At 59.7% G+C, this 26,670-nt stretch carries 28 protein-coding genes; 14 read left to right on the top strand and 14 right to left on the bottom strand.

Annotated elements, in window-relative coordinates; translation table 11 throughout:
• Nucleotides 1–19: 19 nt before the first annotated feature.
• Nucleotides 20–1,258, bottom strand: coding sequence for a bifunctional alpha/beta hydrolase/OsmC family protein (locus AC2FML_RS04655; RefSeq protein WP_170443113.1), 1,239 nt, complete (start codon nucleotides 1,256–1,258; stop codon nucleotides 20–22).
• Nucleotides 1,259–1,495: 237 nt separating this feature from the next.
• Here AC2FML_RS04655 and AC2FML_RS04650 point away from each other — a divergent pair, with 237 nt between their 5' ends.
• Complete coding sequence (locus AC2FML_RS04650) at nucleotides 1,496–1,690, top strand: hypothetical protein (RefSeq protein ID WP_170449565.1); 195 nt, start codon at nucleotides 1,496–1,498, stop codon at nucleotides 1,688–1,690.
• A 3-nt stretch (nucleotides 1,691–1,693) separates the two neighbouring features.
• Here AC2FML_RS04650 and dddP read toward each other — a convergent pair whose 3' ends face one another.
• Complete coding sequence (gene dddP / locus AC2FML_RS04645; RefSeq protein ID WP_496782196.1) at nucleotides 1,694–3,037, bottom strand: dimethylsulfonioproprionate lyase DddP; 1,344 nt, start codon at nucleotides 3,035–3,037, stop codon at nucleotides 1,694–1,696.
• 135 nt (nucleotides 3,038–3,172) lie between these two features.
• Here dddP and AC2FML_RS04640 point away from each other — a divergent pair, with 135 nt between their 5' ends.
• The gene (locus AC2FML_RS04640; RefSeq protein ID WP_496782194.1) at nucleotides 3,173–3,904 is read left to right on the top strand and encodes a heme-dependent oxidative N-demethylase family protein; all 732 of its coding nucleotides are present in this window, start codon (nucleotides 3,173–3,175) and stop codon (nucleotides 3,902–3,904) included.
• A gap of 37 nt (nucleotides 3,905–3,941) precedes the next feature.
• Here the strand turns inward: AC2FML_RS04640 and AC2FML_RS04635 are convergent, their stop codons facing one another.
• The 5 genes from AC2FML_RS04635 to AC2FML_RS04615 form a co-directional block, all read right to left on the bottom strand.
• Nucleotides 3,942–4,850 (bottom strand): hypothetical protein, encoded by a 909-nt coding sequence (locus AC2FML_RS04635; RefSeq protein ID WP_496782192.1) that lies wholly within the window; start codon nucleotides 4,848–4,850, stop codon nucleotides 3,942–3,944.
• Nucleotides 4,851–5,048: 198 nt separating this feature from the next.
• Nucleotides 5,049–5,843 carry a lytic murein transglycosylase gene (locus AC2FML_RS04630; RefSeq protein ID WP_496782190.1) on the bottom strand — a complete coding sequence of 265 codons (795 nt, stop codon included), beginning with the start codon at nucleotides 5,841–5,843 and terminating at the stop codon, nucleotides 5,049–5,051.
• A 16-nt stretch (nucleotides 5,844–5,859) separates the two neighbouring features.
• Nucleotides 5,860–6,696 carry an amino acid ABC transporter substrate-binding protein gene (locus AC2FML_RS04625; RefSeq protein WP_496782189.1) on the bottom strand — a complete coding sequence of 279 codons (837 nt, stop codon included), beginning with the start codon at nucleotides 6,694–6,696 and terminating at the stop codon, nucleotides 5,860–5,862.
• Between the two features lie 142 nt (nucleotides 6,697–6,838).
• Nucleotides 6,839–8,245 (bottom strand): type I glutamate--ammonia ligase, encoded by a 1,407-nt coding sequence (glnA, locus tag AC2FML_RS04620; protein WP_093962421.1) that lies wholly within the window; start codon nucleotides 8,243–8,245, stop codon nucleotides 6,839–6,841.
• A 31-nt stretch (nucleotides 8,246–8,276) separates the two neighbouring features.
• Nucleotides 8,277–8,615: a P-II family nitrogen regulator gene (locus AC2FML_RS04615; protein WP_093962420.1), complete on the bottom strand. Its 339-nt coding sequence runs from the start codon at nucleotides 8,613–8,615 to the stop codon at nucleotides 8,277–8,279.
• 169 nt (nucleotides 8,616–8,784) lie between these two features.
• Here AC2FML_RS04615 and AC2FML_RS04610 point away from each other — a divergent pair, with 169 nt between their 5' ends.
• The 3 genes from AC2FML_RS04610 to tig all read left to right on the top strand — a co-directional run bounded on the left by AC2FML_RS04610 (nucleotide 8,785) and on the right by tig (nucleotide 13,325).
• The gene (locus AC2FML_RS04610) at nucleotides 8,785–10,377 is read left to right on the top strand and encodes an NAD(P)H-hydrate dehydratase (protein ID WP_496782187.1); all 1,593 of its coding nucleotides are present in this window, start codon (nucleotides 8,785–8,787) and stop codon (nucleotides 10,375–10,377) included.
• A 308-nt stretch (nucleotides 10,378–10,685) separates the two neighbouring features.
• A complete protein-coding gene (locus tag AC2FML_RS04605) occupies nucleotides 10,686–11,807 on the top strand; it encodes a porin (RefSeq protein WP_093962418.1) in 1,122 nt (373 codons plus the stop codon).
• A 186-nt stretch (nucleotides 11,808–11,993) separates the two neighbouring features.
• Nucleotides 11,994–13,325, top strand: a complete 1,332-nt coding sequence (gene tig / locus AC2FML_RS04600) for a trigger factor (protein WP_170509249.1) — start codon at nucleotides 11,994–11,996, stop codon at nucleotides 13,323–13,325.
• 226 nt (nucleotides 13,326–13,551) lie between these two features.
• Here the strand turns inward: tig and AC2FML_RS04595 are convergent, their stop codons facing one another.
• From AC2FML_RS04595 to rpsF, 6 genes are all read right to left on the bottom strand, one after another.
• The gene (locus AC2FML_RS04595) at nucleotides 13,552–14,415 is read right to left on the bottom strand and encodes an acyl-homoserine-lactone synthase (protein WP_496782185.1); all 864 of its coding nucleotides are present in this window, start codon (nucleotides 14,413–14,415) and stop codon (nucleotides 13,552–13,554) included.
• Between the two features lie 95 nt (nucleotides 14,416–14,510).
• Nucleotides 14,511–15,212, bottom strand: coding sequence for a helix-turn-helix transcriptional regulator (locus AC2FML_RS04590; RefSeq protein ID WP_170338055.1), 702 nt, complete (start codon nucleotides 15,210–15,212; stop codon nucleotides 14,511–14,513).
• Nucleotides 15,213–15,438: 226 nt separating this feature from the next.
• The gene (locus AC2FML_RS04585; RefSeq protein ID WP_170372326.1) at nucleotides 15,439–15,921 is read right to left on the bottom strand and encodes a lytic transglycosylase domain-containing protein; all 483 of its coding nucleotides are present in this window, start codon (nucleotides 15,919–15,921) and stop codon (nucleotides 15,439–15,441) included.
• 149 nt (nucleotides 15,922–16,070) lie between these two features.
• On the bottom strand, nucleotides 16,071–16,691 hold the full coding sequence (rplI, locus tag AC2FML_RS04580) for a 50S ribosomal protein L9 (RefSeq protein WP_093962414.1): 621 nt from the start codon (nucleotides 16,689–16,691) through the stop codon (nucleotides 16,071–16,073).
• A gap of 12 nt (nucleotides 16,692–16,703) precedes the next feature.
• Complete coding sequence (rpsR, locus tag AC2FML_RS04575; RefSeq protein WP_005608650.1) at nucleotides 16,704–16,931, bottom strand: 30S ribosomal protein S18; 228 nt, start codon at nucleotides 16,929–16,931, stop codon at nucleotides 16,704–16,706.
• A gap of 28 nt (nucleotides 16,932–16,959) precedes the next feature.
• Nucleotides 16,960–17,313: a 30S ribosomal protein S6 gene (rpsF, locus tag AC2FML_RS04570; RefSeq protein WP_093962413.1), complete on the bottom strand. Its 354-nt coding sequence runs from the start codon at nucleotides 17,311–17,313 to the stop codon at nucleotides 16,960–16,962.
• A 280-nt stretch (nucleotides 17,314–17,593) separates the two neighbouring features.
• On the opposite strand from rpsF, the gene AC2FML_RS04565 reads away from it, so the two are divergent.
• Nucleotides 17,594–18,103 carry a hypothetical protein gene (locus AC2FML_RS04565; RefSeq protein ID WP_244952357.1) on the top strand — a complete coding sequence of 170 codons (510 nt, stop codon included), beginning with the start codon at nucleotides 17,594–17,596 and terminating at the stop codon, nucleotides 18,101–18,103.
• Nucleotides 18,104–18,230: 127 nt separating this feature from the next.
• Nucleotides 18,231–18,803 (top strand): YceI family protein, encoded by a 573-nt coding sequence (locus tag AC2FML_RS04560; RefSeq protein WP_496782183.1) that lies wholly within the window; start codon nucleotides 18,231–18,233, stop codon nucleotides 18,801–18,803.
• Nucleotides 18,804–18,869: 66 nt separating this feature from the next.
• Here AC2FML_RS04560 and AC2FML_RS04555 read toward each other — a convergent pair whose 3' ends face one another.
• Nucleotides 18,870–20,099, bottom strand: coding sequence for a cytochrome b/b6 domain-containing protein (locus tag AC2FML_RS04555; protein WP_496782181.1), 1,230 nt, complete (start codon nucleotides 20,097–20,099; stop codon nucleotides 18,870–18,872).
• Between the two features lie 172 nt (nucleotides 20,100–20,271).
• On the opposite strand from AC2FML_RS04555, the gene fabD reads away from it, so the two are divergent.
• The 7 genes from fabD to mltG all read left to right on the top strand — a co-directional run bounded on the left by fabD (nucleotide 20,272) and on the right by mltG (nucleotide 26,600).
• Entirely contained in the window at nucleotides 20,272–21,210 is a 939-nt protein-coding gene (gene fabD / locus AC2FML_RS04550) for an ACP S-malonyltransferase (protein ID WP_170366319.1), read from the top strand.
• 41 nt (nucleotides 21,211–21,251) lie between these two features.
• Complete coding sequence (gene fabG / locus AC2FML_RS04545) at nucleotides 21,252–21,989, top strand: 3-oxoacyl-[acyl-carrier-protein] reductase (RefSeq protein ID WP_496782179.1); 738 nt, start codon at nucleotides 21,252–21,254, stop codon at nucleotides 21,987–21,989.
• A 210-nt stretch (nucleotides 21,990–22,199) separates the two neighbouring features.
• Nucleotides 22,200–22,433 carry an acyl carrier protein gene (locus AC2FML_RS04540; RefSeq protein ID WP_005982462.1) on the top strand — a complete coding sequence of 78 codons (234 nt, stop codon included), beginning with the start codon at nucleotides 22,200–22,202 and terminating at the stop codon, nucleotides 22,431–22,433.
• A 138-nt stretch (nucleotides 22,434–22,571) separates the two neighbouring features.
• Nucleotides 22,572–23,111, top strand: a complete 540-nt coding sequence (locus AC2FML_RS04535; RefSeq protein WP_170366317.1) for a GNAT family N-acetyltransferase — start codon at nucleotides 22,572–22,574, stop codon at nucleotides 23,109–23,111.
• A 123-nt stretch (nucleotides 23,112–23,234) separates the two neighbouring features.
• On the top strand, nucleotides 23,235–23,978 hold the full coding sequence (locus AC2FML_RS04530) for a 1-(5-phosphoribosyl)-5-[(5-phosphoribosylamino)methylideneamino]imidazole-4-carboxamide isomerase (protein WP_496782177.1): 744 nt from the start codon (nucleotides 23,235–23,237) through the stop codon (nucleotides 23,976–23,978).
• 195 nt (nucleotides 23,979–24,173) lie between these two features.
• Nucleotides 24,174–25,439: a beta-ketoacyl-ACP synthase II gene (gene fabF / locus AC2FML_RS04525; protein ID WP_170338075.1), complete on the top strand. Its 1,266-nt coding sequence runs from the start codon at nucleotides 24,174–24,176 to the stop codon at nucleotides 25,437–25,439.
• Nucleotides 25,440–26,600, top strand: a complete 1,161-nt coding sequence (gene mltG / locus AC2FML_RS04520) for an endolytic transglycosylase MltG (RefSeq protein ID WP_496736662.1) — start codon at nucleotides 25,440–25,442, stop codon at nucleotides 26,598–26,600. It abuts the gene before it with no gap.
• Nucleotides 26,601–26,670: the final 70 nt, after the last annotated feature.

Here is a 26,670-nt window from a genome sequence, read left to right as displayed (position 1 = left end):
ATCCGGAACGGGTAACGGTTCACGCCGGAGCCGCAACAGGTTCCGGCGGCAGCAGTTCGGTGGTGATATGCGCTGAATTTTCAAGCGTGCGGTGCACCGGGCATTTGTCGGCGATCTCAAGAAGCTTGGTCCGCTGGTCATTGTCCAGCGGTCCGTCCAGTCGGATCTTGCGGCGGAACTGGTCGACCTTTCCATCCCCGGCCAACCCCGCGTCCTGCGCGTGCACCTTGTTGTGACAGACATCCACGCTGATCCCGGTCAGGGGCCATTGCTTGCGTCGCGCATACATTCGGATGGTCATCGAAGTGCACGCCCCAAGCCCGGCAGAAACAAAGCCATAAGGCGACATGCCGCGATCAGTCCCGCCGTAAGAGGCCGGCTCATCCGCCACGGCATGATGGCTTGGACCTGATTGAATGTCCTGAAGAAAACCACCCGGGTCCACTTCGGTCACGCGCACAACGCCTTCGGGCGCGCCCGGCGGCGGGGCGGGCGGCGACAGCGGCACATAGCGCGATACCCAGGCGGCGATGACGTCGGCGGCGTATTCTGCATCCTTCGGACGGGTGATCAGGTGGTCTGCGTCGTCCAGCGTTACAAAGCTTTTAGGGTGCTTGGCGGCCAGAAAGATCGTGCTGGCATTGTCGATGCTGACTGTTTCGTCACGCGGCGCATGCAGGATCAGCAGCGCGGCCTTCAACTCGGAAATCGAGGGCGTCAGTTCGGATTCAGAGATGTCGCGCACAAACTCTCGGCCGATGCGGATGGGGCGCCCACCCAGCAGAACTTCGGCGCTGCCATCCTGTTCGATCTGGCCCCGCGCGTCTTCAAAGTGATGAGCCACATGGCCGGGATCGGCCGGGGCGCCGATCGTGACCACCGCCTTTACCGAGGGTATACCGGCCCGCGCCCGTAAGACCGCGGCCCCGCCCAAAGAATGCCCGACAAGCAGGTCAGGCGCCATGTTCCGACCCGCAAGAAACTGCGCAGCGGCGATCAGATCCTCAACGTTCGAAGTGAAAGTCGTGTTGGCGAACTCGCCTTCGGAATGGCCCAGCCCGGTGAAGTCGAACCTTAGAACGGCAAATCCCATCGCTGCAAGCCGCGCGCTGATGCGCCGGGCCGCGGGAATGTCCTTGGAGCAGGTAAAGCAATGCGCAAACAACGCAGTTGCCAGCACCGGCCCATCGGGGAGATCCAGCCGAGCAGCCAGCTTGCCACCATCGTGACCGGAAAATGTGACGCGTTCTGTGGGCATGTAGGGTCCTCAGGCTGTGATGCTAAGCGCAATACTGTGAATAAGGCAGTGCAGTCTCAACCCTTGTGACAGGACCGTCACGGGAAGGTGAGGGCGCAGGCGGTGATCGTGAGGTGCCCTTTGTCAGCGCGTTGATCACAATTTGTGAAGTCTAGGCGAACAACAATTGGTTTTAATAATGAGTCAGAAGCTCCCATGTTCGGCCTAACCGAAACCAAAAGATCAAGGAGCGCGGAGATGACACATTCGACAAACGTGGCGCATTTCGAAGTTGCACAGGTCGGTACGGCGGTTGCCGTCTTTCTGGCCACGGCCATCGGATTTGCCGCCGGACTGCACTGGCCCCAAGACACGTTTTCGCCGGGCGCATCGGCAGAGCCGGTGCTTGAGGACTGGCACGGAAATGTACGTCGCTCTCACTGGAGGGATTGAGACCTAGTCGAGCCCCATAAGAGCGGCATCGAACGGGTAGGTGGTCAGGTTTTCGTATCCATCCTCGGTGATCAGCACCTGATCCTCGAGCTTGATCGAGAAATCGCCGCCGACTTCGCCCACGGCTGCCTCGACGCACAGCACCATGCCGGGTTCCAGCGGATAGTCATAGGCGCCGGGCACCGCCTTGTCGGGATAGGCCACCAAAGGCCACTCGTCGCACAGGCCCACGCCATGCATCAGGCAGCCGTATTTCTGCGCCTGGAACTTGTCGTCCAGCCTGTGGCAGTTGGCGGTCAACTCGGGGATCATCACGCCGGGCTTCAGCATGTCCATGTTGGTCATGATGTGCTCATGCGCATGCTGCATGGCATAGACCATGTCGGGCCGGGGTTTTTCATCCCCGATCCACCAAGTGCGCGAGATGTCGACGCAAATGCCGTAGCTGCCGATCAGATCGGTATCAAAGGCGATGATTTCATTCTTCTGAGTGATCCGCGGCCCGCATTCCTGAAACCACGGGTTGGTGCGCGGCCCCGAGGCCAGCAGGCGCGTTTCGATCCACTCGCCGCCGCGCTTGATGTTTTCGGCGTGCAGAACGGCCCAGATGTCATCTTCGGAGGTCTTGCCGTCGCCCACATGGGCGCGGGCGAACTTCTCCATCTCGGCCACGGCGGTTTCGCAGGCGTGGCTGGCGCAACGCATGGCAAGGATCTCGTCAAGGCCCTTGATGGCGCGGGTCTTTTCGGTGACTTCCTCGCCCTCCATGATCTCGAAGCCCTGTGCCTCGAGCGCGCGGAGGCCGTGCAGCATGATCTTGTCCACCGCCAGCCGAGTGTGGCCGGGGGCGTGGTCTTGCATCAGTATGCGCACCTCGTTGGCGAACACGTCCGCCTGTACGTCCACCTTGTCGCCCCTGTCGAAATAGAACAAGTCCGCGCCCGAGCGCTGTTCCCGCACCAGCGGGTTGAATTTCGACAAAAAGGGCGAGTTCTTGTAGTCCCAGATCACCATGTAGCCATCGGCGCACAACAGCACCGCCCGGAACGGGTTGTGTGTGTTCCACAGCTGCATGTTGGTGCTGTCGGTCGCATAGCGGATGTTGAGCGGGTCGAACATCAGCAGCCCGCCATAGCCTCGATCGACGATTGCCTGGGTCAGCCGTTTCCAGCGATAGTCGCGCATCCGGTCCAGGTTGGGCAGTTGCAACCCGGCGGCGGCCCATTCGCTGAATGCAAGTTGGGTGGGGCCGATCTCGATCCGGTCATTGTCGTTCGGCGTGCCGTCGCCCAGCTTCGCGCCGCGGCTGGGGTCGATCTTGCGGGTGTCTCGGTAGTGGTGGTTCACGGCGCGCCTCCCTGCTTGCCGGTTCAGCGTGACCGGGCAGGGCGGCCCCGTCTGGGTGAATTGCGACGATTTGCCAGTCGCTTTTTGACCGACATGGCCTGTTTCGGGTGCTAACCCAAAGCCATGACAGTCATTGTGCAACAGACTCTACCCTACGATCCGACCCACCAGCGACCGCTGCCGGGAATCGCGCCGACCACGATGGACGACTGGTTGCATCGCGATGATGCCTTCGCCGCGCAGATGCGCCACCGCCAGCACCTGCTTGAAACCCGCCGGGACGACGTTCTGGCGCTGGACGCGCAGGCGCACCCGGCCGCCGTCGAGCTGCTGGACCTAGTTCTGGCGCAGGTCTATCCCGAGGCGGCCGACACCGCGCAGCGCCCGGATGGGGCCGCCGTGCCGATTGATCGCGACAATCCTTTGGATACGCTTTGCCTGCTGGCGCAGGAGGATTTCTGCATCCTGCAGAAACAGGGCGACGGGCATGTGCTGACCGGGGCCATCCTGTGCTTTCCCGCCAGCTGGCGTCTGTCCGAGAAATTCATGCGACCACTGATCGCCATTCACGAGCCGGTCGACAGCTATGATCCCAACATCGCGCGCCGGGTGCAGCGCCTGTTTGACGGGATTCAAATTGCTCGGCCTTTGTGGCGGTTCAACGCGCTGTGGTACGATGACCCCGAGTTGCACCAGCCCCGCAGTGCCAGCGCCCCGCGCGAGATCCGTGACCGTGGTACCACCCGGTATCTGCGCAGCGAGCGGCAAACGCTTTTGCGGTTGCCCGAGACACGGGCCGTGGTGTTCTCGATCCACACCTATGTCGTGCCGGTCGAGCACCTGCCAGAAATGGAAAACCCCGCCTGATGGCGGGGCCTCCAAGGAGGGTCTTCTGGTAATTCAGTTACAGTCCGATCGCATTGGCGACATCGGCAAAGGCACCACTTGAGTTCAGCGACACGATGGCGACCGTATAGGCCAGGACCTGAGTGTTCAGGCGAAAGTCTTCGCCCCGGATGAGGTTCACAGCGGCCATCGACAGAGCGATCGGCGCCGACAGGCTGGCAACGGCACCGGTCAGGGCCCAGCTGGTCAGTCGCAACGCGTCACTGGGCCGGTCTTCATCGCCATCCGTCGCGGCCGGTGCATCGGAAACGGGTGCGTCGGCCTCGTCGGAACGGAAGGCGATGCTGAGCAATTGCTCATCGGTCAATTGAATCGGGCGCGGCGGCTTTGCCGGCGATTTGACGGCCTCCTGGTCATCAGTTGCAGCGGGCTCAAGGCCCGCGAAAGGTCCGCTGACCGCCTCGAACGCCTCGCGGCGGTCCCGCTGCTTGCGTGGCATCAACGAGTCAAACGCGCCCATGAACTGTTCGATCGTCAAAACGGTTTTCGGCGACAGCCATTCCACTCGTTGCGTCGAGCAGATGTCGACCATCCGATACAGCATGACGACAAGCATCAACTCGGAGATCTCGGGGTCATCCACCAGGCCGGAAACAGGCGAGACCGAAATCACCAATCGGTTGCGCGGTCGTGCCGCCGATGGGCGCACCATAGTCTTCAGGCCAACCGTACGGTCCAGACGCCCATAGCGGTCGCTGGTCTCCCGGGGTTCGGACTCGAGGGTCAAACGGACAAGGTACTGGCTGGACACGATGGTTGCCTCGGTCTGGCTCAGCAGGGTCTTGCGTTCCACAAGATGCCCGTAGTCCTCAAGAGTTGCCACCACGATATGGCCGAACCGCTCCAACGCGCCGTTCGTGTCGCCGTTGAATTGCAGGCCACCGTGGTATCTGTGCTTCGTGGTCACAGTCTTGCCCTCTGCCGTACGAATACTGAACCAACACTCTAGTTGGTGATGAGGGTCAAATTTTGACCATATTGCAAAAAAATGAATTTTTGCGACGATTGATTACGCTTTGGAAACCAAGAAATTAGAGCTTTCCGCCCGACACTGTGGCAGCAATGTGGCGGAATTGAGTGCGGCGGTCAGGTTGCTGACAAAGCCTCAGTTGTCGATTCGAGCGGCCATGATCGCAATTGATTTTTGGTAAACCGATGCGGCATTCCATTGCTGGATCACCGCAAAATTCGGTTCGCCGGGTTGATAGCCCCGGCCGGGTTTCCACCCTTTCTGCCGAAGAAAATTTGCGGTTGAGGCCAACGCATCCGTCATGTTGTAGAAGTCCACGCGCCCGTCACCCGTGGCGTCCACGCCATAGGTCAGAGCATTGCCGGGCAGAAACTGGGTGTGGCCCAACTCGCCATGTTTTGCCCCTTTTGTTGCCACCGTGATCGCCCCCTGATCGACCAGTTTCAGCGCTCCGATGGCATGGGGAACAAAGAAGTCGGACCGGCGACAATCGTAGGCCAATGTTGTGATTGCGGAAACAACCTGGCTGTCGCCCATGAAGTTTCCGAACCCGGTTTCCATGCCGTGAATGGCAATCAGAACACCAGCCGGGACACCGTACTGACGCTCCAGCGCCGCGTAGAATTCCGGGTTTCTGGCCTTGCGCTTGCGCCCCTGGGCCACGATCGTATCCGCCCCTCGGACCTTCATGAACTTGTCGAGGGAGTATTTGAAGCTTTTCTGCCCCCGATCCGCGGCGATGGTTCGCGTGGCGTATTGGGTTTGCGCCAGAGCCTGCAGCCCTTTTTTCTTCACTCCGGCTTTGCGCGCCTGCTTGGCAAAATCGGCCTTCCAGACTTCAAAGCCGGCGCCTGTATTCCCGCAGGGAGCGGACTGCGCCGCCATGGGTGCACTCAGTGCAATGAAAACGGACAGGACCGTAAGGCGCATGGGGACCTCCTGGAAATCAGGGCAGGGTGGGTGCGATAACGTACAGGGCTTTCAGGGCCTCGCTGGGTTCAATCCCGGGCAGCGCGGCGCGAAAGAGCTCTTCCATCGTGCCTTGGGCATACATCTGCGACAGGATCTCATCGACCATCAGGCGAAAGTCATCATCGCCCCGCGCAAGGGCCAGGCCTTGCTTTTCAATCGTCAGAATCTCTTGCGAGATTTTGAAGTCGTCCTTCAATCCAGCTGCCAGATAATTCACCAAAAGGATGGATTGGTCGGCGAAATAGGCGTCGATCTCTCCGTCCCTCAAAGCCTTGATCCCGTCGGGATGTGAGGCGAACCGAACGAGCTTTGCCTCGATCCCCGCTGATCCGAACGAGTTGAACACGGCTTCTTCGGTGGTCGTGCTGCTGCGCATGCCGACTTTCTTGCCGGAAAGCGATGCCATCGTGGTTTCCGCATCTATCGGCAGCAAAACCGATGTTCCGTCTACGAAGATCGGAATCGAAAAATCGACGGTTTCCCGCCGCGACAGTGTGATTGTCGCCGCGCCGCATAGCAGGTCGATCTGGCCAGAGGCGACCATGTCAAAGCGCGTATCCGACTGCACCGGAATGAACTGTGCGGTGAGGTCATCCGCACCAAGTCGGCTGGCGATAGCTCGGGCAACCTGGTCGCAGACCATCACGGACAACCCGTCGGGTCGCTCCTTGTCGTTGATGAACGAAAGCGGGGCAGCATCTGTACGAAACCCAAATCGGATTTCGCGAGTTTCTTTGATCCGGTCGATCGTCTGCGCAGCAGCGCCTGAAACAAGAAGTGCAGCAGAGAGGGTCAGGGCGAGAAGGCGCATGAAAAATCCTGATAATTGAATTGATCTTCAGCCTAGCGGCAAAGGCGCCTGTCACAAAGGGAAATATCGGGGCCTTGCACCACTGAAAAGGGGCGCCCGACAGGACGCCCCCAAGGTCTTTTCATTGGACTTCCGACCGGGGTCAGCAGCTGTAGTACATGCCGTATTCGACCGGGTGCGGAGTGTGCTCGTAGGTTTCGACCTCTTCCATCTTCAGTGCGATGTAGCCGTCGATCTGGTCTTTGGTGAACACGTCGCCCTGCAGCAGGAAGTCGTGATCGGCCGCCAGACATTCCAGCGCCTCGCGCAGGCTGCCGCAGACGGTCGGGATACCGGCCAGTTCTTCGGCGGGCAGATCGTACAGGTTCTTGTCCATGGCTTCGCCCGGATCGATCTTGTTCTTGATGCCGTCCAGGCCGGCCATCAGCAGTGCCGCAAACGCCAGGTAGGGGTTTGCCGACGGATCGGGGAAGCGGGCCTCGACGCGCTTGGCCTTCGGCGATTCAGTCCACGGGATACGGACGCAACCCGAACGGTTGCGGGCCGAGTAGGCGCGCAGAACGGGGGCTTCGAAGCCCGGGATCAGGCGCTTGTAGCTGTTGGTCGACGGGTTGGTGAAAGCGTTCAGGGTCTTGGCGTGCTTGAGGATACCGCCAATGAACCACAGGGCTTCGTCCGACAGATCGGCATATTTGTCGCCTGCAAACAGCGGCTTGCCGTCCTTCCAGATCGACATGTTGACGTGCATACCGGTGCCATTGTCGCCTGCGATCGGCTTCGGCATGAAAGTGGCCGACTTGCCGTAGGCGTGCGCGACGTTGTGGATGACGTACTTGTATTTCTGCAGCTCGTCGGCCTGCTTGGTCAGGCTGTCGAAGATCAGGCCCAGCTCGTGCTGGCACGAGGCCACTTCGTGGTGGTGCTTGTCGACCTTCATGCCCAGACGCTTCATGGTCGACAGCATTTCCGAACGCAGGTCCTGCGCCTCGTCGATCGGGTTGACCGGGAAGTAGCCGCCCTTGACGCCCGGACGATGGCCCATGTTGCCCATCTCGTATTCGGTGTCGGTGTTCCAAGACGCATCGGTTGCATCAACTTCGTAGGATACCTTGTTGATGCTGTTCGAGAAGCGCACGTCGTCGAACAGGAAGAACTCGGCCTCGGGGCCCATGTAAGCCACGTCGCCAACGCCCGAAGACTTCAGGTAGGCTTCGGCCTTCTGCGCGGTGCCGCGGGGGTCACGCTCATAGGCTTCGCCGGTATCGGGTTCCACGACCGAGCAGTGCAGGCAGATAGTCTTTTCCGCATAGAAGGGATCGACATAAGCGCTTTCGGTATCGGGCATCAGTTTCATGTCCGATGCTTCGATCGACTTCCAGCCGGCGATGGACGAACCGTCGAACATGAAGCCTTCCTCAAGGAAGTCTTCGTCGACCTGGTCGGCCATGACGGTCACGTGCTGAAGCTTGCCACGCGGATCGGTGAAGCGGATGTCGACATACTCGGCACCCTCGTCTTTGATCAGCTGAAGAACTGCGTCCTTGCTCATTACTATGTTCCTCTAGATTGCAGAATTGGTTTTACAGCGCGTCCGAGCCGGTCTCGCCGGTCCGGATGCGAATGGCTTGTTCAACGGACGAGACAAAGATCTTGCCGTCCCCGATCTTGTCGGTCTTGGCGGCCGACACGATGGCTTCGATGGCCGCATCGACCTGATCGGCATCCAGAACGACCTCGACTTTGACCTTGGGCAGAAAGTCCACCACATATTCCGCGCCGCGGTACAGTTCGGTGTGTCCTTTCTGGCGTCCGAAGCCCTTGACTTCGATCACGCTGAGGCCCTGGACACCAACGTCCTGCAGGGCCTCTTTCACTTCGTCCAATTTGAACGGCTTGATGATCGCTTCGATCTTTTTCATCCGGGCTCACCTCGCATGGTTGTCAGAATGGCAGTGATCACGTCTAAGATCGGGCGGCAATGCGATTGCCGAATTGACCGTCTGCTGGTGAAGGGATTCTGGGCGGCGGGCCAATTTTTAGGCAAGTTGCACAAAAAGTAATCAAATTTGAATCGCGCGAGGGTTTCGGATGCCAAAACTGTTGAGTTCGTCCCAGATGAGGGCGGCTGAACGCGCCGCAATTGAATCCGGCCTTGTCACCGGCCTGGAACTGATGGAGCGCGCAGGTCGCGGTGTGGTCGAGGCCGTCTTTGAAACCTGGCCTGACCTCGCGGCCGGGTCCGGCCGGGCCGTTGTGTTCTGCGGGCCGGGCAACAATGGCGGCGACGGTTTTGTAGTTGCGCGCATTCTGAAAGAGTGGGGGTGGGTCGTGGACCTCTTCCTGTTGGGCGACCCCGAGAAGTTGCCTGCAGACGCGCGGGCGAATTATGAGCGCTGGTGCGCGATGGGTTCGTGCCATGGGCTGTCTGATGACGCGCTCGATGCCTACGCAGCGGCCTGTTCGGATACTGTTCTGGCGGTTGATGCCTTGTTCGGAACCGGGCTGACGAGACCGGTAGCAGGGCTGCCCCGCACAATGCGTAAATTGGGCCAGTGGAAAGCGTCACTGTCGGAAGGTGGTTGCCCACGTGTCGTCTGTGTGGACATTCCCAGCGGCCTATGCGCGGACAGTGGTCGGCGTCTGGTGTCAGAGGGATTTGCCCCCGAAGACTGCGCCGTGTCGGCCAACCTGACGGTGACGTTTCATACCGCAAAGCCGGGCCATTATCTGGCCGAGGGACCAGAGTGCTGTGGCAGGATGTCCGTTGTCGATATCGGTCTGCCGGCTCTGTCAGTTGAAGAAACGGCAGATGACCGGCCGAGCGTGTTGTTGGGCCCCGAAGATCTGCCTGATCTGCGGAAATCGGCTTTCGATCACAAATACGGCCACGGTCATGCGCTGATCCTGACAGGCGACACAGGTAGAACAGGTGCCGCGCGATTGGCTGCCCGCGGAGTGTTGCGCGTGGGCGCCGGTCTTGTCACGCTGGGTGTCCCTCCCGCCGCATTGCAGGAAGTCGCCAGCCAAGTCACCGCGGTCATGATTGAGCAGATCGCAGGCGCGGATGGGCTGGCCATTGCATTGCGGGACCAACGCCTGAACGCGCTGTGCCTAGGGCCCGGATTGGGCCTGGACAAGGCCCGATCGCTGGTCCCCGTGGCATTGGAGTCCGGAAGGGCAACCGTGCTGGATGCTGACGCTCTTTCGGCATTTGCTGAAGATCCAGCGTCACTGATGGCGATCCTGCATGAAAACTGCGTCCTGACACCTCACGGCGGTGAATTCGCCCGTCTGTTCCCCGACATCTCGGCCAAGCTTTCCTTGCACCCCAAGGATGGACCAGCTTTCTCAAAGGTTGATGCCGTGCGCGAGGCGGCCGGCAGGGCAGGGTGCGTGGTTCTTTTCAAGGGACCGGACACTGTGATTGCGGGTCCGGAAGGTCGGTGCTCGATCCATTCAGCCCAATATGACCGGGCCGCGTCGTGGCTGGCGACTGCAGGAGCGGGCGACGTGTTGGCGGGTTTTTTGACCGGGCTGCTGGCACGTGGATTGCACCCGCTGAATGCCGCCGAAACCGCCGTCTGGCTTCACGTGGAGTGCGCGCGCGCTTTTGGCCCGGGATTGATCGCGGAAGACCTTCCCGAGCAACTGCCCGGAGTGCTCAAGCGTCTTCAGATATGAAGTTCTTGCGTGTTCCCAAGGCGCAAGGCTAGAATATCGGCAGGATTTTGCTGTCAAGACTGCGCAAATGCATAGCGAGTGTTTGCCAAACGCATGGCCGGATGGCAGAATTCTCTTGCGGGCCGTCTGAAGCCTGCACGCGTTTGTTGTTAAAATATTGATAACACGGACATTTTGCATTGTTGCCACTCTGTCTTTGTGGCGGATTTGCAATGATCGAGCTGAATGGCGTAGGGGCCTCTGGAACCGGACAGTTCCACTGAACATCTGGGCAGTACCTGAAACCCGAACCTTTCATGGTGAGTGCTATGACATTGAATATCAAACTCTCCTCAGTCGCCGCTGTTCTTGCGGCCACCACGGCCATCCCCGCCGCGGCAGAGCTGAAATACGAGAACAACAGCGGTGGCTATGTTCTGCTATATGGGCAGTTCAACCCGGCAATCATCTCGGTTGACGACGGCCAAGAGACCGATACCCGCCTGCTGGACAACGACCTGTCCAACAGCCGCGTCGGCCTGAGCCTGATGCAGCCGTTTGGCCAGAACGAATTCACCTTCCGCTTTGAAACCGCGCTGGGTCTGCCGAACTCCAGTGAGTGGAACCAGCTGGGTACCGATTTCAGCGGCTGGACCCGGGAAGACATTCGTCACGTGGATTTTGCGCTGAAAGGTGGCTGGGGTAAATTCTCGGCCGGTCAGGGCAGCATGGCGTCTGACGGTGCAGCGGAAACTGACCTGTCTTATGTCGGCACCGCGCTGTATTCGTTCACCAACGATGAAAACTCGGGCTTCTTCTACCGCGGAACCGACGGAACCCTCAGCGACATCACCGTCGGCGACTCCAGCAGCAACTTTGACGGCGCGCGTCGTGGCCGCGTGCGGTATGACACGCCGGATTTCAGCGGCTTTTCGGCAAGCTTCGCCTATGGTCAGAACATCCTGTCGAGCAGTGATGACGACGACTATTACGACGTTGCTCTGAACTACAACAACACCTTTGCCGGTGGCGTCGAGTTCGCGGCAAGCGTTGCCTATGCAGTGCGTGATTTCGACGATGGTTCCGGCGACCGTGAAGACACGATCGGCTCGGCATCGGTGCTGCTGCCCAGCGGCTTCAGTTTCACCGCTGCTGCCGGTACCCGAAACAACGTGTCGGGCGAAAGCGATCCCAACTTCTGGTACACCAAGATCGCCTACGAGGATAATTGGGTGTCCTGGGGTAAGACTGGTATCGGCATCGACTACTATGATGGTTCCGATTTCAACACGGACGGGTCCAGCACCGAGTCTTGGGGTATCGCAGTGGTGCAGCGCATCGACAGCATCAACACCGATGCCTACCTGAAGTATCGCAACCACGACTTCAACGACGGGACGTCGTTTGACAAGAACGAAGCTTGGGTCCTGGGGGCCCGCTGGAAGTTCTGATCCAGTTGTTGTTGTGAATTCATGGCGCCCCGGCTCTGTCCGGGGCGTTTTTTGTGGGGCAGGGTGGCAAAACAAGGCCAATCTGGCACCTTGCCCCTTGCCCTTCGGCGGCTAGGCAAATAGAAGGCGTCAAATTTGCCCGGCGCGCCCGTTTTGCGCGCCCCGAATCCTATGGGGACTACCAGAATGCAGGTTACCGAGACGCTGAACGAGGGTCTGAAACGCGGCTACAACATCGTTGTTACCGCCGCCGAGCTGGACGAGAAGGTCAATGAGAAACTGATCGAAGCTCAGCCGGAAATCGAGATGAAAGGCTTCCGCAAGGGCAAGGTTCCCATGGCACTGCTGAAAAAGCAGTTTGGCCAGCGCCTGTTGGGCGAAGCAATGCAAGAAACCATCGACGGTGCGATGAACAAGCACTTCGAAGACAGTGGTGATCGTCCGGCGCTGCAGCCCCAGGTCAAGATGACCAACGAAGACTGGAAAGAAGGCGACGACGTTCACGTAGAAATGTCCTATGAAGCCCTGCCGAAAATCCCCGAAGTTGACCTGAAATCGGTCGAGCTGGAAAAGCTGGTCGTCAAGGCGGACGACGCAGCCGTGGAAGAAGCCCTGCAGAACCTGGCTGAAACCGCTCAGGATTTCAAAGCCCGCCGCAAGGGATCAAAGGCGAAGGAAGGCGATCAGGTCGTCATCGATTTCGTCGGCAAGGTTGACGGCGAGGCCTTCGAAGGCGGTTCGGCCGAGGATTACCCGCTGGTGCTGGGCTCGAACAGCTTCATCCCCGGTTTCGAGGATCAGCTGGTTGGCGTGAAGGCCGAGGAAGTCAAAGACGTCACCGTTACCTTCCCCGAAGAATACGGTGCCGAGCACCTGGCCGGCAAAGAGGCCGTGTTTACCTGCACCATCAAAGAGGTAAAGGAACCTGTTGCCGCCGAGATCAACGACGAACTGGCACAGAAGTTCGGCGCTGAGGATCTGGCTGCGTTGAAGGCACAGATTGCCGAACGTCTGGAAGCCGAATACGCAGGTGCGTCGCGCGCGGTGATGAAGCGCGCTCTGCTGGACGCGCTGGACGAGAAAGTGTCGTTCGACCTGCCGCCGACCCTGGTCGAAGCCGAAGCCAAGCAGATCGCACATCAGCTGTGGCACGAAGAAAACCCCGAGGTGACCGATCACAACCACGATGAGATCGAGCCGACCGAAGAGCACAACAAACTGGCTGAGCGCCGCGTGCGTCTGGGCCTGTTGCTGGCCGAGCTGGGCCAGAAGGCTGAAGTCGAAGTCACCGACGCCGAGATGACCCAGGCGATCATGAACCAGGCTCGCCAGTACCCGGGTCAGGAGCGTCAGTTCTTCGAGTTCGTTCAGCAGAACGCTCAGATGCAGCAGCAACTGCGCGCGCCGATCTTTGAGGACAAGGTTGTGGACTACGTGGTCGAGCTGGCCAAAGTGACCGAAAAGGAAGTCAGCAAGGAAGAGCTGCAGAAGGCAATCGAAGCCCTCGAAGAGGAATAAGCCGCGTTTACTGGTCGGTCCGGGTGCCGCCGCACCCGGTCTGTCAAATGGCGATTGTCCGGACAGAATGAAATGAAAACAGGCCCTCTTCGGAGGGCCTTCTTTGTTGCTGCCGAGAACCGGAACGTATGGCGCCAGCGGCGGATCGGTTGCAAAAATTAGAGCGGAGCCGCCTGGAATGAGACGGCTCCGCATGGGTGGCTTTTGGACTTATGAGGTGAGGGGGTCAGGCCTCATGAGCAAAAGCACGGGGGGTTTGCAACAGAGCGGTTTTCTGCTCTGGGGTGAAGCGGTCCGACAGGCTCTCGATCAATTTGAGTACGGCCTGGACTTCTTCTTTCGTCGTCGCAGCGTGCATCTGCTCGACGAAGTATTTCTCAAGATCGGTCAGTGGCTGGTGGTCAAGATTGGCGGCACCGGCCAATGCAAGCTTGGCTTGCTGACCCGAATTGAACAGGTCGAGCGCCTGATCGTCGGTCAGGAACACGTCGTAGTCGATGCTCGAATACTCGCGGATCGATTGGATGCGCTCGTCCGAACAATCCATCAGAGCGGCCATTGCGACCACTTTGCCCATCGGCTTGGCCGTTCCGACATAGTCGTACGGAGCATTTCCGGACCGTTGCAGTACCCGGTTCATAACCGGATCAATGACCGCGACCGAGTCGAGCACTCCAGCTTCCTGGGCGTATTCGAATGACCCAATCATGACCTCGCTGGTCACGTAGGATACGGAATTTTTGCCGCGTCCCCGGCCGAGCCGTTTCGTGTCGACGCAGAACCGCGTGGCTTCCCAAACCTGGGCGCTGCGGATCGGCGGCTCGCCATCAAGGATCGAGCTGAACACATCGGCCAGCATGTGCGGGCCGGTCGTCTGCAAGAGGCGCATGCACCCAACGACGTCCCCCTCGTCGTTGATGCTGACCACGTGTGCAGGATTGAGCGAGTCGAATTGATCGAATTCGCGCCCGTCCTGGATGTTCACTTCCCAGCCCAAGCGATCCCCGAACACGCGTGCTCGCAGCTTGAACATCTCATCCAAGACGTCTTTGAACTTATGCTGGTTGATGCCATCAATAACGATGATCATTCCATCCCCCTACAGTTTGGTTACCGTAAGGAGCAGATTAACCAAGTTTCGAAACAAGACTATTGGGGATATCCCGTATTTTTCTGCCTTAATTGTTAACCGGGGTAAATTAACCCCAGACCAATGGCACGGCCGATCGCCTGGGCGGTTGTAAGTGCGCCCAGTTTCTCTCGCCCGGAACGCATGTGCACCTCGACCGTCCGGTGCGAAATGCACAGAATATCTCCGATATCCTGCTGGGACTTGCCCTCGGCGACCCATTGCAGGATTTCTTTTTCGCGCGAGGATAGGGTCGGAAGGTATAGAGCCTTGGCCAGAAGGCCAGATTGCATGACGGTGTCATGTGCGTGAACCGCGGCCATCTGGAGGTCGCCCATCACGTGCTTTTTAAGCTTTTTCCATTCCTCGTCCGTGCAATCCTTGGTCACGCTGAGCAAGCCAGTTTCGCCATAAGGCCCCCGAACCGGAACCGTTAGGCCACGGTCGGTGATCCCGAAATCATGAGCGTCACGGAACACCGCGTTGAACTTGTCGTCGTGATTGAAGCGACCCCAGTCCACCGGCGCGATGCTGAGCGCCGACTGATACAGGGTGGGATCAAGGTGATGGTAGCCTTGCGTGGCGTAGTGAATCTTCCACTCGTCCGGGTAGTTCGCGTAACCTTGGACATCACCATTCACGGGATGGGTCGTCGCATAGGACGCATAGTCGAACCCAAGTTCGTTGCAGACAGAATTGATGATGTCGTAAGCCGACCGTTCATCATGATCAATTGTGGCCAAGTCAATAAGTTTCACTCGTCCAACCTTTGTCCCATCGGCATTTCCCCCGAAAAATGCCGTATCTGTCCGTATCACAGCCTACGTTGCGTCAATCTGAACAGATTGCGCAACCCATTTGTACATATCACATGGAGTTATTGAGTGCTAATGGCAACAGACAACCTCCGGATTATTTCATCCTGTGAGGTATTCTCGGTCAAATTGAACACAGTCTAGACCGGTGTCGATTGCCCCTTTCACGCTATTCGGACCGCAAGCCGGTTTCAACCAGCATTCCGCGAGCCTTGGCTTCGGGGTAGTACCCCTTTGCATAGAGGAAGATCGCGCGCTGCTGGTCGCCGTCGGCCAGCATCCAGGCCCCGCGAAGATACTTGCCCGCATATTCCAGATTGGTGTCCGCATCCAGAAGCCCCTTGGCGTCGCCCTTGTAGCCCATCGAACGAGCGGTGGCGGGAAGGATCTGCAGCAGGCCGTAATATGGCCGGTTCGTCGCCCAGGGGCGATGCGTGCTTTCGCGGATCGCCAACTTATGGACCAGTTCCCGCGGCAGTTCATAGTGATCAGCCCATTTGTTGATCGACTCGCGCAATTCGGGCGTTTCGTTAGGGTAGAGCGGCGGCTCGAATGCCTGTTCCTTCGTCGCTTTGCCAGACGGGTCGCTGCAGGCGGCAATCGGGGCAGCCAGAAGCACTGAAAGCAATATTCGACGCAGGACCTTTGCCATGCAACTTCTCCGGGTTGTTACGCGGCTGGATGATACGAAAGTGGCCCCGGGTCGCAAGTCCGGCGCGCTGCGGCGGCCAAAAATTGCCAGTAGAAAGAAAAAGGCCGCGCAATGCAGCGCGGCCTTTTAGATCAACAGACCTGATCGGATCAGGCTTTGGGTTCGTCTTCCTCGGTCGAAGCATCGGCGGCAACCAGTTCTTCGTCTTCCGAAGCGGCCGAGCCGATGTCGTCGAACAGTTCCGCGATTTCAAAATCTGCGGCGGCCTCTTCTTCAGCGGCCAGTTCCTGGATCGACTTGCCCGATGCCTGAAGTTCGGCTTCTTCTTCCGAGCGGGCAACGTTCAGTTTTATTTCGACTTCGACTTCGGGGTGCAGCTTGACGGAAACCGTGTGCAGACCCAGCTCTTTGATCGGCGAGACCAGAACGACCTGCTTCTTGTCAACAGTGAAACCAGCAGCGGTCGCGGCATCGGCTGCGTCACGCGGGGTGACCGAGCCGTACAGCGCACCGGCGTCCGATGCCGAGCGAATCACGATGAACTGCTGACCGTCCAGCTTTTCAGCCAGAGCTTCAGCTTCTTTCTTGGTTTCCAGGTTGCGGGCTTCCAGCTGCGCTTTCTGGGCTTCGAACGAGGCGATGTTGGCCTCGGACGCGCTCAGCGCTTTGCCTTGCGGCAGCAGGAAGTTGCGGGCGTATCCGGGCTTGACGTCGACGACATCGCCCATCTGACCCAGTTTCGCAACGCGTTCCAGAAGGATAACTTGCATATCAGTCTCTCCTTACTTCACGGCGTAGGGCAGCAGGGCGAGGAAGCGGGCGCGCTTGATGGCGCGGGCCAGTTCACGCTGCTTCTTTGCCGAAACGGCGGTGATGCGCGAAGGCACGATCTTGCCACGCTCGGAAATGTAGCGCTGCAGCAGACGGGTGTCTTTGTAGTCGATCTTCGGCGCGTTCTCGCCCGAGAACGGGCAGACCTTGCGGCGGCGGAAAAACGGTTTTGCGGCCATGGTTTGGTGTCCTTTCCTCAGGCGTTGATCAACGGCGCTCGCGGCGGCCATCGCGCTCATCGCGCTTCTGCATCTGGACCGAGGGGCCCTCGGGATGTTCGTCGACCTTGATGGTCAGAACGCGCATCACGTCTTCATGCAGGCGCATCAGGCGCTCCATTTCCTGAACGGCGCCCGACGGAGCGTCGGTCTTCAGGAAGGCATAGTGGCCCTTGCGGTTTTTGTTGATCTTGTAGGCCATCGTTTTGACGCCCCAGTACTCGCTGTCGACGATCTTGCCGCCGTTGTCAGCCAATACGGTGCCAAAGTGTTCGATCAGGCCCTCGGCCTGCGCGTTGGACAGATCCTGACGCGCGATCATTACATGCTCATACAGTGGCATGTTCACTCCTGTTTATTTCAAGGCGCATTTCATAGGCGGGGCCAGCAACCCTTCGCGACCCTGCCACGAGAGGCTGCGCGGTTCATGCGTATTGCGAAGGATGGCCCCGTATACACGTTTCTGGATGGGGGGCAAGCCCTGCCATGAATGCCTTTCTCACGCCGCCCAATTACCTTTGGGCTGCCCAAATCCTGACGCTTTTCGGCTTGAGGTTGTTTGCAAGCCCGGCGTTACCCGGGGGGTCTCAAGAAACTTGGACAGGGCAAAAGCGATGGCCGTCATGAACACGAACACATTTCAACAGTCCGCAGCCGGCGCAGCATACGACAAGTCCGTGCCCGTGCTTATTTCCTTTGCACCGAATTGGAAGGCCCGGTTGGTCCTGTTCCGTGTGCTGGGTGCATTTCTGATCGTATCGGCCTTTTCGATGTGGCTGATGCCGGGTTCGGTCATCGGGGCCGACGTCTGGACCATCAAGCTGGTCGCATCGCTGATGTTCCTGATCCTCGGGGTGAGCCTGCTGACCATCGAGGTTCTGGATCCGCGTCCCGACGCATATTTCGACCCGATCCGCCGCGAAGTTCGGGTGCTGCAGAAGAACGAAAACGGGCGTCCGCAGACCGTACTGCGCCGCAGCTACGATACGTTGGGCGGAGCCCGGTTCGTGGACGACCAGGTTGAACTCTTTGAAGTCGATGGCAGCCTTCTGATGAAGCTGCCGCTGGAATCGGCGGATGTCAGCCGAGCGCTGAAAGGGCAACTCAGCGGAAGCGTAACAATTTTCGCCTGAATTTTATTCTGTTCATTGAGGAACAGAATTTGTGAGAGAATGAAGGTTGTGTGCCGCCCATGGGCGGCACATCTTTGTTTTGGAGCAACCCAACCGGTTTGCGCTTTGAAAACTTTCGGAGATTGTCATGAAATCCACCCTTATTGCAGCAGCAATTGCCACGGCGGCGACCTCGGCCATCGCGGCCCCGGAAAAATACGTTCTGGACCCAAGCCACAGCCAGGTTGTTTTCAGCTACAACCATCTTGGCTTTTCGACCACCACCGGCATGTTCTCGGGTTTCGAGGGCGAAATCATGTTTGACCAGGAAGATCCCGCCGCGTCGAGCGTGACGGTTTCGATGCCCGTGGTCGAGATGATCACCGGCTGGAAACCCCGTGAAGATCATTTCATGTCCGAAGACTTCTTCGCGGCGACCGCCGAGGAAATGGTGACATTTACCTCGACCTCGATCGAGGTGACGAGTGAGAACACCGCAAAGATCACCGGGGACCTGACCTTGAATGGTGTGACCAAGCCAGTGGTTCTGGATGCCAAGCTGAATCAGGTCGGCGAGCATCCGATGGCGGGCAAGCCTTGGGCCGGGTTCGATGCCACCACCACCCTGGTGCGCAGCGATTTCGAACTGGGCAAGTTCGCGCCTTTCGTCGGAGATGAAGTTGCTGTCGCGATTTCGATCGAGGCGCAGAAGGCCGACTGATCCGGGCTTCAGAATCAGAGAAACCGCCGGTGGCCGAAGCCCCGGCGGTTTTTTCGTGTTGTCGGCTTACTGAGCGTTGCGTGTTGCCGTCAACTCGATCGAAACGGTGACGGCGAAGGCCAGCGAGTCCTCTTTCGGCATCGATTGGCCAACCCCGAAGTCGAGGCGGTTGAGGTCCATCGTGCCGGACATTTTGGCAGTCTCGCCTTGGATGTCCAAAGAGAAGGGCAATACAACGTCCAGTGTTTGATCGCGGATGGTCAGCGGTCCCCTTGCTTCATACCTCGTTTCGGTTTTGTAGATCTCGGCATCGAACTTGGCCGTCGGGAATTGCGCCTTGTCGAAGAAATCAGCCCCCATGGCCTGATCGGTTACCGTACCCAGGCTCAAAGATCCGATGGAGACCGTGACCTCTACCGACCCGGCCGGACCGGGTTCGACGGGGTCGTCAAACGTAATCGCGGCGGTCCAGTCTGAAAACTGACCGGTAACAGGGTTGCCCAACTGAGTGATCGTGATGGTAAGCGTGCCTTCTTCCACCTGCCAATCCGATTGAACCGCCGCCAACTCGGCCGTTTCAACCTCGGCATCAGGCTTGTCTGAAAAACTGCCGGTCAGCAGGCCGGCTGACAGAACGCCAACCCAGACAAGCCCAGCAGCCGCGGCGGGAACCATCGAGTGCTTCTGTTCCGGCGGAACCGGCGCAGCGGACGTCCCGGGCAACATTCGCCGCAGGGTGCTGTCCTTGTCGATGACGTGGTGTTTCAGTGCTCCGGCGATGTGCAGGGTCAAAGCTGCGACGAGAACCAGCATGAAAAGCCAGTGCAGCGTTGCCATCACCTCGGCCAGATGCTCGGACTTGGGCACCAGTGGCAGGTTCTGCCCAAATGGCCAGAGGATGGGTGCGAAGCCTTCGGTAGCAGCGTGGTCGATCCAACCCGACAGAGGAACCAGAACCAAGGACCCGTACAGCAGCCAATGGACCGTTTCAGCCGCAAAGGCCTCGGGCTTGTTGTCGGCGTTCAGCAGTCCGGGCTTGGTTTGGGTGAGCGACCAGAGAATGCGTGCCAGCGCAACGAAGAAGATGGTGATCCCAACGGTTTTGTGCAGGGAAAACAGCCGTGCGGCTTGGGCAAGATCGGCCTCGGTGGTGGGGATGGTCGGGTCATAGATTGCATGGGCCAGGTTGTTGGCGAACCACCCCAAGGGCAAGGCGGTGAAGATCAACAATGCGGTCAGCCAGTGGAATGTCTTGGTCACGCTGCCATAGCTGACATTGGTGTTGGTTAGGGACATTGATCTTGCGCTCCGGGTTTTCTGCTGTGGCCAAGGTAACCGTGTGACGCACATAGACAATAGCGTGTGGCGCACAGACCCGGTGCCGTCACGCAGAGTGCAGGCAGTGCTTGTGCCGGACCCTCACTCGGTTTACACCCCGGCGCAACCTAACGTCATCCAAGAGGTTGCAATGACACTTGCGTTCGTTTTTCCGGGGCAGGGCGCCCAGACCATCGGCATGGGCAAGGCGCTGGCCGACGCTTATCCGGCCGCCAAGGCCGTGTTTGACGAGGTGGACGAAGCGCTGGGCGAAAGCCTCAGCAGCCTGATCTGGGATGGCGACATCGAGACCCTGACTCTGACGCAGAACGCGCAGCCGGCGTTGATGGCCACATCGATGGCGGCGATGCGCGCGCTTGAGGCCGAAGGGGTCGATGTGACAAGGGCCGCCTTCGTGGCCGGTCATTCGCTGGGCGAATACTCGGCCCTTGCCGCAGCCGGCGCGCTGAGTGTCGCGGACACTGCTCGCCTGCTGCGCACCCGCGGTCAAGCCATGCAGAGCGCCGTTCCGGTGGGCGAGGGCGCGATGGCCGCGATCCTGGGACTGGACCTCGACGCCGTTCGCGCCGTGGCCGAAGAGGCCGCACAGGGCGAGGTGTGCCAGGCTGCCAATGACAATGACCCTACGCAGGTCGTGGTTTCGGGTTCCAAAGCCGCCGTTGAACGCGCCGCTGAAATCGCCAAGGAAAAGGGCGCGAAGCGCGCCGTGATGCTGCCGGTCAGCGCTCCGTTCCATTGTGCCCTGATGCAGCCTGCCGCCGACGTGATGGCCGAAGCTCTGGCGGGTGTCGAAATCAAGGCGCCGGCGGTTCCACTGGTTGCCAATGTCCGCGCCGAGGCGGTGACCGATCCCGACCTGATCCGGCAATTGCTGGTCGAACAGGTCACCGGTTCGGTCCGGTGGCGCGAATCCGTTCAGTACATGGTGGCGCAGGGTGTGACCGAAGCGTGGGAGATCGGTGCGGGCAAGGCTCTGTCGGGCATGATCCGCAAGATCGACCGAGCCGTGGCCTGCTCCGCCGTTGGTACGCCGGAAGACGTTCAAAAAGCGCTGCAGGCAGGCGACTAACTCAAAGCTGGTCCGACAGGACACTTGAAAAGGATACCGGTATGTTTGATTTGACTGGAAAATGCGCCCTTATCACTGGGGCTTCGGGCGGGATCGGGGGCGAAATTGCACGCACCTTGCACGCCGCAGGGGCTACTGTTGGTCTGTCCGGCACGCGCGTCGAACCGCTGCAGAAGCTGGCAGATGAACTGGGCGAGCGCGCTCATGTCCTGCCGTGCAATCTGAGTGATCCCGAGGCCGTGGCCGCGTTGCCGAAACAGGCCGCCGATGCCATGGGGTCCGTTGATATTCTGGTCAACAATGCAGGCATCACCCGCGACAACATCTTCATGCGCATGTCCGACGAGGAATGGCAGAGCGTGATCGACGTGAACCTGACCGCTACCGCCAAGCTGTGCAAGGGCGTTCTGCGGGGCATGATGAAGGCGCGCTGGGGCCGCATCATCAACATCTCGTCCGTTGTCGGAGCAACCGGCAACCCGGGTCAGGTGAACTATGCTGCGTCCAAGGCGGGCATGGTCGGCATGACCAAGTCGCTGGCCTACGAGGTCGCGAGCCGTGGCATCACCGCCAATGCCGTCGCGCCGGGTTTCATTACGACCGCGATGACCGACAAGCTGACCGATGAGCAGAAATCCGGCATCCTGACGCAGGTTCCCGCCGGTCGGATGGGCAAGCCATCTGAAATTGCGGCGGCCGTGTTGTACCTTGCAAGCCCCGAAGCGGGCTATGTTACCGGAACCACCTTGCATGTGAACGGCGGCATGGCCATGTTGTAGGCGCAGCCAGAGGCAGATGCGAAAGCGTTTGCCTCTTGCGTCGTCTGTGCTATAGGCGGCGCATGTAATCAGGGGTCGGTCGTTCAGGTCGGCCTTCTACTTTCCCGGAGACCCGGGACCCAAACCGCCCGGATCGGGCAAACCAAGGCCACCCCGAGCGGGCAAGGGCAGAACCGGGCAGACCGCCCTGAAATGGAATGAGGAATAGACATGAGCGACGTCGCAGATCGCGTTAAAAAGATCGTTGTTGAGCACCTGGGTGTTGAAGAGGACAAAGTCACCGAGAACGCGTCCTTCATCGACGATCTGGGCGCGGACAGCCTGGACACCGTTGAGCTGGTCATGGCTTTTGAAGAAGAGTTCGGCATCGAGATCCCCGATGATGCAGCCGAGACCATCCAAACCTTCGGCGACGCCGTGAAGTTCATCAGCGAAGCTTCCTGATCGCTTTTAATTTGACCGAAAACGGCGCTTCCGGGCAACGGAAGCGCCGTTTTTTTTTGCCCGCTCGAATTCCCGCTTGCCTCGTGGAAAATCGGTTTGCACTGTTTGCGATGAGGCAACAAAACGCCGGGTAAGGGCATGAAAAGATCCGCCCCGATGATCAACACCGCGCGCCTGATGATGTGCGCAATGCGCCCCGAGGACTTTGAACGGTTCGCGGAGATTTGGCGCGACCCCTGCGTGGTACGTCATATCGGCGGCAAACCCCGCACCCGGGGCGAGGCGTGGGACGCGTTCCTGCGCAATGCGGGACACTGGCAGATGGCTGGATTCGGGCAATGGGCCGTGTTCTTGCAGGCGAATCGCAAATTGATAGGTCAGGCCGGGTTCTTTTACGGCAACCGCTGTCTGGGAGAGGATTTCGACACCTTCCCCGAGGCCGGTTGGGTGTTGGCGCCCGAGGCGCATGGCCTGGGATACGGGCACGAGGCCGTTCAGGCCGCGCATGACTGGTTCGACCGGATCATGCCCGGGCCCTTGGTGTCGATGATTGACACGGATCATAAGGCCTCGCAAAAGCTGGCGGCCAAGCTTGGATATAAATTGCTGCGCGAGACAGAGTATCGGGACAGCCCGGTGAAACTGTTTCGACGCGACGGCCCTCCGGCCCGGAACTGAAACGCTTCTTTTTTTGCGGTGCCGCAAACGGATCGTCGTTTGCCGAAACTGAGAAACGCGAACCTGCGCGCGACCAGTATGCTATCATGGATATCCGGAACGATTGAGCGGAGGAGTGTGCTCATGAGGGTTTATCCTACAATGGAATTGCAGAGCGGCCGCTGTGTCACGCTGGACAAGGGCCGTCTGGACGAACCGATGATCTGGCATGTCGATCCGGTGGAAACGGCCCAAGGCTGGGCCGCCGCAGGTGCCGAGTGGATGCACCTGACCGATTTCGATGCGATCGAGGGGCGGGACACGAACTCTGCGCTGGTCGAACAGATCATCCGCAGCGCCGAGCTGCCTGTTCAACTGGCGGGCGGGTTCCGCTCGCGCGAGCAGGTCGAGCGTTGGATCGACAAAGGGGCAGGCCGCATCGTGATCGGCACCCTGGCGGCGCGTGATCCCCATCTGTTCAAAGAGTTGGCCAAACTATACCCAGACCAGATCGTGTTGGCCGTGGACGTGTGGCAGGGTTACGTGATGACCGACGGCTGGCGCACCCAAAGCGCGTTCACCCCGGAGGCTTTCATCGAAGCTTTTGCCGATGCTCCGCTGGCTGCCATTCTCGTCACCGATATCGACAGCGACATGGTGGATGTCGAGGCGCAGCTGGGCCAGATTTCGGGGCTGGCCGCGCATTCGCGCACACCGGTGATCGCCAGCGGCGTCGTGCGCAGCAGCGACGACATCTCGCGTCTGGCCTACATTCCCAATATCTCGGGCGCGTTGGTCGGGCGGGCGCTGTTCCGTAAGACGGTCGACCTGTCCGAGGCATTGGCAGTGGCCAAAACCGCCCATGAACCAGTGGCACAGTTCCAGTAACGCAGCCTAATCCATCCGAGCCGCCCCTGACAGGTCGTCGGGGGCGACCCGCGTAGTTCTCCTCTGGCCGGGCGCGGCGTATGGCGCGGGGGCAGGCGGCAAGCTGCCGGTGCGGAATACGCTGTTGCTCTTGCCCCCGGACCCCGGGCCGGGGTATGAGCGTTTCTCAAACAGGAAGCAGGCAAGAGGCATTTCATGCGCAGAGTCGTTGTAACCGGTCTGGGATTGGTCACTCCACTGGCCAGTGGGGTCGAGGAAACCTGGTCGCGGCTGCTGGCCGGAGAGTCAGGTGCCGGCCCGATCACCTTGTTCGATGCCGAAGCCGCAGGGGTCACCACGACCTATGCCTGCGAGGTGCCCCGCGGTGACGGGACCAACGGGACCTTCAACCCCGATGACTGGATGCCGCCCAAGGAACAACGCAAGATCGAGGATTTCATCCTGTATTCGATTGCTGCTGCCGAGATGGCCTGCAAGGACGCGAACTGGTTGCCCGAGGACGAGGAAGAGCGTCTGCGCACCGGCGTTCTGATCGGGTCGGGCATCGGTGGTCTGGGCTCGATCGCGGAAACCGCCAACCTGATCCGTGACAAGGGTCCGCGCCGCGTGTCGCCGTTCTTCATCCCGGGCGCGCTGATCAACCTGGCCTCGGGTCAGGTTTCGATCCGCTTTGGCTTCAAAGGGCCGAACCACTCGGTGGTGACCGCCTGTTCGACCGGTGCCCACGCGATCGGCGATGCCAGCCGCATTATCCGATCGGGCGATGCCGACGTGATGATCGCCGGAGGCGGAGAGGGCTGCATCTGCGAGATCGGGATTGCCGGTTTCAACGCCTGCAAGGCGCTGTCGACCAAATATGCCGACAACCCAAAGGCCGCCAGCCGCCCCTATGACGTCGACCGCGACGGTTTCGTGATGGGCGAGGGCGCCGGTATCGTGGTTCTGGAGGAATACGAGCACGCCGTGGCCCGCGGCGCCAAAATCTATGCCGAGGTTCTGGGCTATGGCATGTCGGGCGATGCCTATCACATCACGGCGCCGGCCGAGGATGGCGACGGGGCGGAGCGCTCGATGAAGGCGGCGCTGCGCAGCGCAGGGCTCGAACCGAAGGATCTGGACTATATCAACGCGCATGGCACCTCGACCATGGCGGACACGATCGAACTGGGGGCCGTTGAACGGCTGCTCGGCGAACATGCCAGCAAGGCGACGATGAGTTCGACCAAATCGGCCACAGGACACCTGCTGGGGGCCGCGGGCGCGATCGAGGCGATCTTCTCGATCCTGGCGATCCGCGATCAGGTGGCCCCGCCGACGATCAACCTGGACAACCCGGCGGTGGAAACGCCGATCGACCTGGCGCCGAATGCCAAGCGCGAGCGGGAAATCAACGTGGCGCTGTCGAATTCATTCGGCTTCGGTGGCACCAATGCCAGCGTGATTTTCGGGAAAGCATCGTAAATGTGGCGGGCTCTGGCATCCAATGCGCTGACCTTTCTTGTGGTCGCCATGTTTCTTCTTGGCGGTCTGATCCTTTGGGGGCAGTCGCAGTACAAGGCCGAGGGCCCGCTCGATACCGCCATTTGCCTTCGGGTGAAGGGTGGTTCGAACATGAACAAAGTCAGCCGTGATCTTGAAGATCAGGGCGCGATCAGCAGCGCAACGATCTTTCGTATGGCGGCAGACTACACCGACAAGTCGCAGCAGCTGAAAGCGGGTAGTTTCCTGATCTCCGAAGGCGCTTCGATGGCGGAAATCATCGACGAAGTCACCCGCAGCGGCGCCAGCACATGCGGAACCGAGGTCGAGTACCGCATCGGTGTGACCCGCACTCAGACACGGGTTCGCGAGCTGGACCCTGCAACACTGAATTTCGTCGAGGTCGCATCATTTGTCGTTGGTGAGGACGAAGTCCCTGAAGTCTATCAGGAAAAGCGGAACCAAGCCGATACGCGATACCGCGTTTCCTTGGCAGAAGGTGTCACCAGTTGGCAGGTCGTTGAGGGGCTGAAGGCCGTGGATGCCCTGACCGGAGAGGTCTCGGAAATTCCGCCTGAAGGCATGTTGGCCCCGGACAGCTACGAAATCTCACCGGGTGATGAGCGAACGGCTTTTCTGCAAAAGATGCAGGACCGACAGCAAGAGCGGATTGCCCGGGTTTGGGAGACGCGTCAAGACGGGTTGCCCCTGTCCAGCCCCGAAGAAATGCTGATCCTCGCCTCGATCATCGAGAAGGAGACAGGCATTCCGGAAGAGCGCGGTCAGGTTGCCAGTGTCTTTGTGAACCGCCTGAAGCAAGGCATGAAGCTGCAGACGGATCCCACAGTGATCTACGGCGTGACCAAGGGTCAGGGTACGCTGGGCCGAGGCCTTCGCCGCAGCGAGCTTCGGCGGAACACGCCCTGGAACACCTATTTGATAGACGGTTTGCCGCCCACGCCGATTGCCAACCCGGGACTGGCCAGCTTGCAAGCTGCCGTGGCTCCAGACGAAACCGACTTCGTGTTCTTCGTCGCAGATGGAACTGGCGGCCATGCCTTCGCCAAGACGCTGCAGGAACACAACCGAAACGTTGCCAAATGGCGTGAGATCGAAGCCGAGCGGAACAATTCGGGTAACTGATCCGCTCGTTGGTCGAGAGCAGGGCCAGCATAAATCAGGCGGACAACCCGCCTGAGAAATGAAAAGTCAA

The organism is Ruegeria sp. BHSC029 (assembly GCF_059613085.1).
The sequence above is the reverse complement of the archived record's forward strand: the minus strand, read 5'-3'. Positions and strand labels throughout refer to the sequence as shown.

Coding starts and splice junctions, on each gene's coding strand:
- AC2FML_RS04655 (WP_170443113.1), bottom strand. CDS start 1,258: ATGCCCACAGAACGCGTCACATTTTCCGGTCACGATGGTGGCAAGCTG.
- AC2FML_RS04650 (WP_170449565.1), top strand. CDS start 1,496: ATGACACATTCGACAAACGTGGCGCATTTCGAAGTTGCACAGGTCGGT.
- AC2FML_RS04630 (WP_496782190.1), bottom strand. CDS start 5,843: ATGCGCCTTACGGTCCTGTCCGTTTTCATTGCACTGAGTGCACCCATG.
- AC2FML_RS04625 (WP_496782189.1), bottom strand. CDS start 6,696: ATGCGCCTTCTCGCCCTGACCCTCTCTGCTGCACTTCTTGTTTCAGGC.
- glnA (WP_093962421.1), bottom strand. CDS start 8,245: ATGAGCAAGGACGCAGTTCTTCAGCTGATCAAAGACGAGGGTGCCGAG.
- AC2FML_RS04615 (WP_093962420.1), bottom strand. CDS start 8,615: ATGAAAAAGATCGAAGCGATCATCAAGCCGTTCAAATTGGACGAAGTG.
- AC2FML_RS04610 (WP_496782187.1), top strand. CDS start 8,785: ATGCCAAAACTGTTGAGTTCGTCCCAGATGAGGGCGGCTGAACGCGCC.
- AC2FML_RS04605 (WP_093962418.1), top strand. CDS start 10,686: ATGACATTGAATATCAAACTCTCCTCAGTCGCCGCTGTTCTTGCGGCC.
- tig (WP_170509249.1), top strand. CDS start 11,994: ATGCAGGTTACCGAGACGCTGAACGAGGGTCTGAAACGCGGCTACAAC.
- AC2FML_RS04595 (WP_496782185.1), bottom strand. CDS start 14,415: ATGATCATCGTTATTGATGGCATCAACCAGCATAAGTTCAAAGACGTC.
- AC2FML_RS04585 (WP_170372326.1), bottom strand. CDS start 15,921: ATGGCAAAGGTCCTGCGTCGAATATTGCTTTCAGTGCTTCTGGCTGCC.
- rplI (WP_093962414.1), bottom strand. CDS start 16,691: ATGCAAGTTATCCTTCTGGAACGCGTTGCGAAACTGGGTCAGATGGGC.
- rpsR (WP_005608650.1), bottom strand. CDS start 16,931: ATGGCCGCAAAACCGTTTTTCCGCCGCCGCAAGGTCTGCCCGTTCTCG.
- rpsF (WP_093962413.1), bottom strand. CDS start 17,313: ATGCCACTGTATGAGCATGTAATGATCGCGCGTCAGGATCTGTCCAAC.
- AC2FML_RS04565 (WP_244952357.1), top strand. CDS start 17,594: ATGAACACGAACACATTTCAACAGTCCGCAGCCGGCGCAGCATACGAC.
- AC2FML_RS04560 (WP_496782183.1), top strand. CDS start 18,231: ATGAAATCCACCCTTATTGCAGCAGCAATTGCCACGGCGGCGACCTCG.
- AC2FML_RS04555 (WP_496782181.1), bottom strand. CDS start 20,099: ATGTCCCTAACCAACACCAATGTCAGCTATGGCAGCGTGACCAAGACA.
- fabD (WP_170366319.1), top strand. CDS start 20,272: ATGACACTTGCGTTCGTTTTTCCGGGGCAGGGCGCCCAGACCATCGGC.
- fabG (WP_496782179.1), top strand. CDS start 21,252: ATGTTTGATTTGACTGGAAAATGCGCCCTTATCACTGGGGCTTCGGGC.
- AC2FML_RS04540 (WP_005982462.1), top strand. CDS start 22,200: ATGAGCGACGTCGCAGATCGCGTTAAAAAGATCGTTGTTGAGCACCTG.
- AC2FML_RS04535 (WP_170366317.1), top strand. CDS start 22,572: ATGAAAAGATCCGCCCCGATGATCAACACCGCGCGCCTGATGATGTGC.
- AC2FML_RS04530 (WP_496782177.1), top strand. CDS start 23,235: ATGAGGGTTTATCCTACAATGGAATTGCAGAGCGGCCGCTGTGTCACG.
- fabF (WP_170338075.1), top strand. CDS start 24,174: ATGCGCAGAGTCGTTGTAACCGGTCTGGGATTGGTCACTCCACTGGCC.
- mltG (WP_496736662.1), top strand. CDS start 25,440: ATGTGGCGGGCTCTGGCATCCAATGCGCTGACCTTTCTTGTGGTCGCC.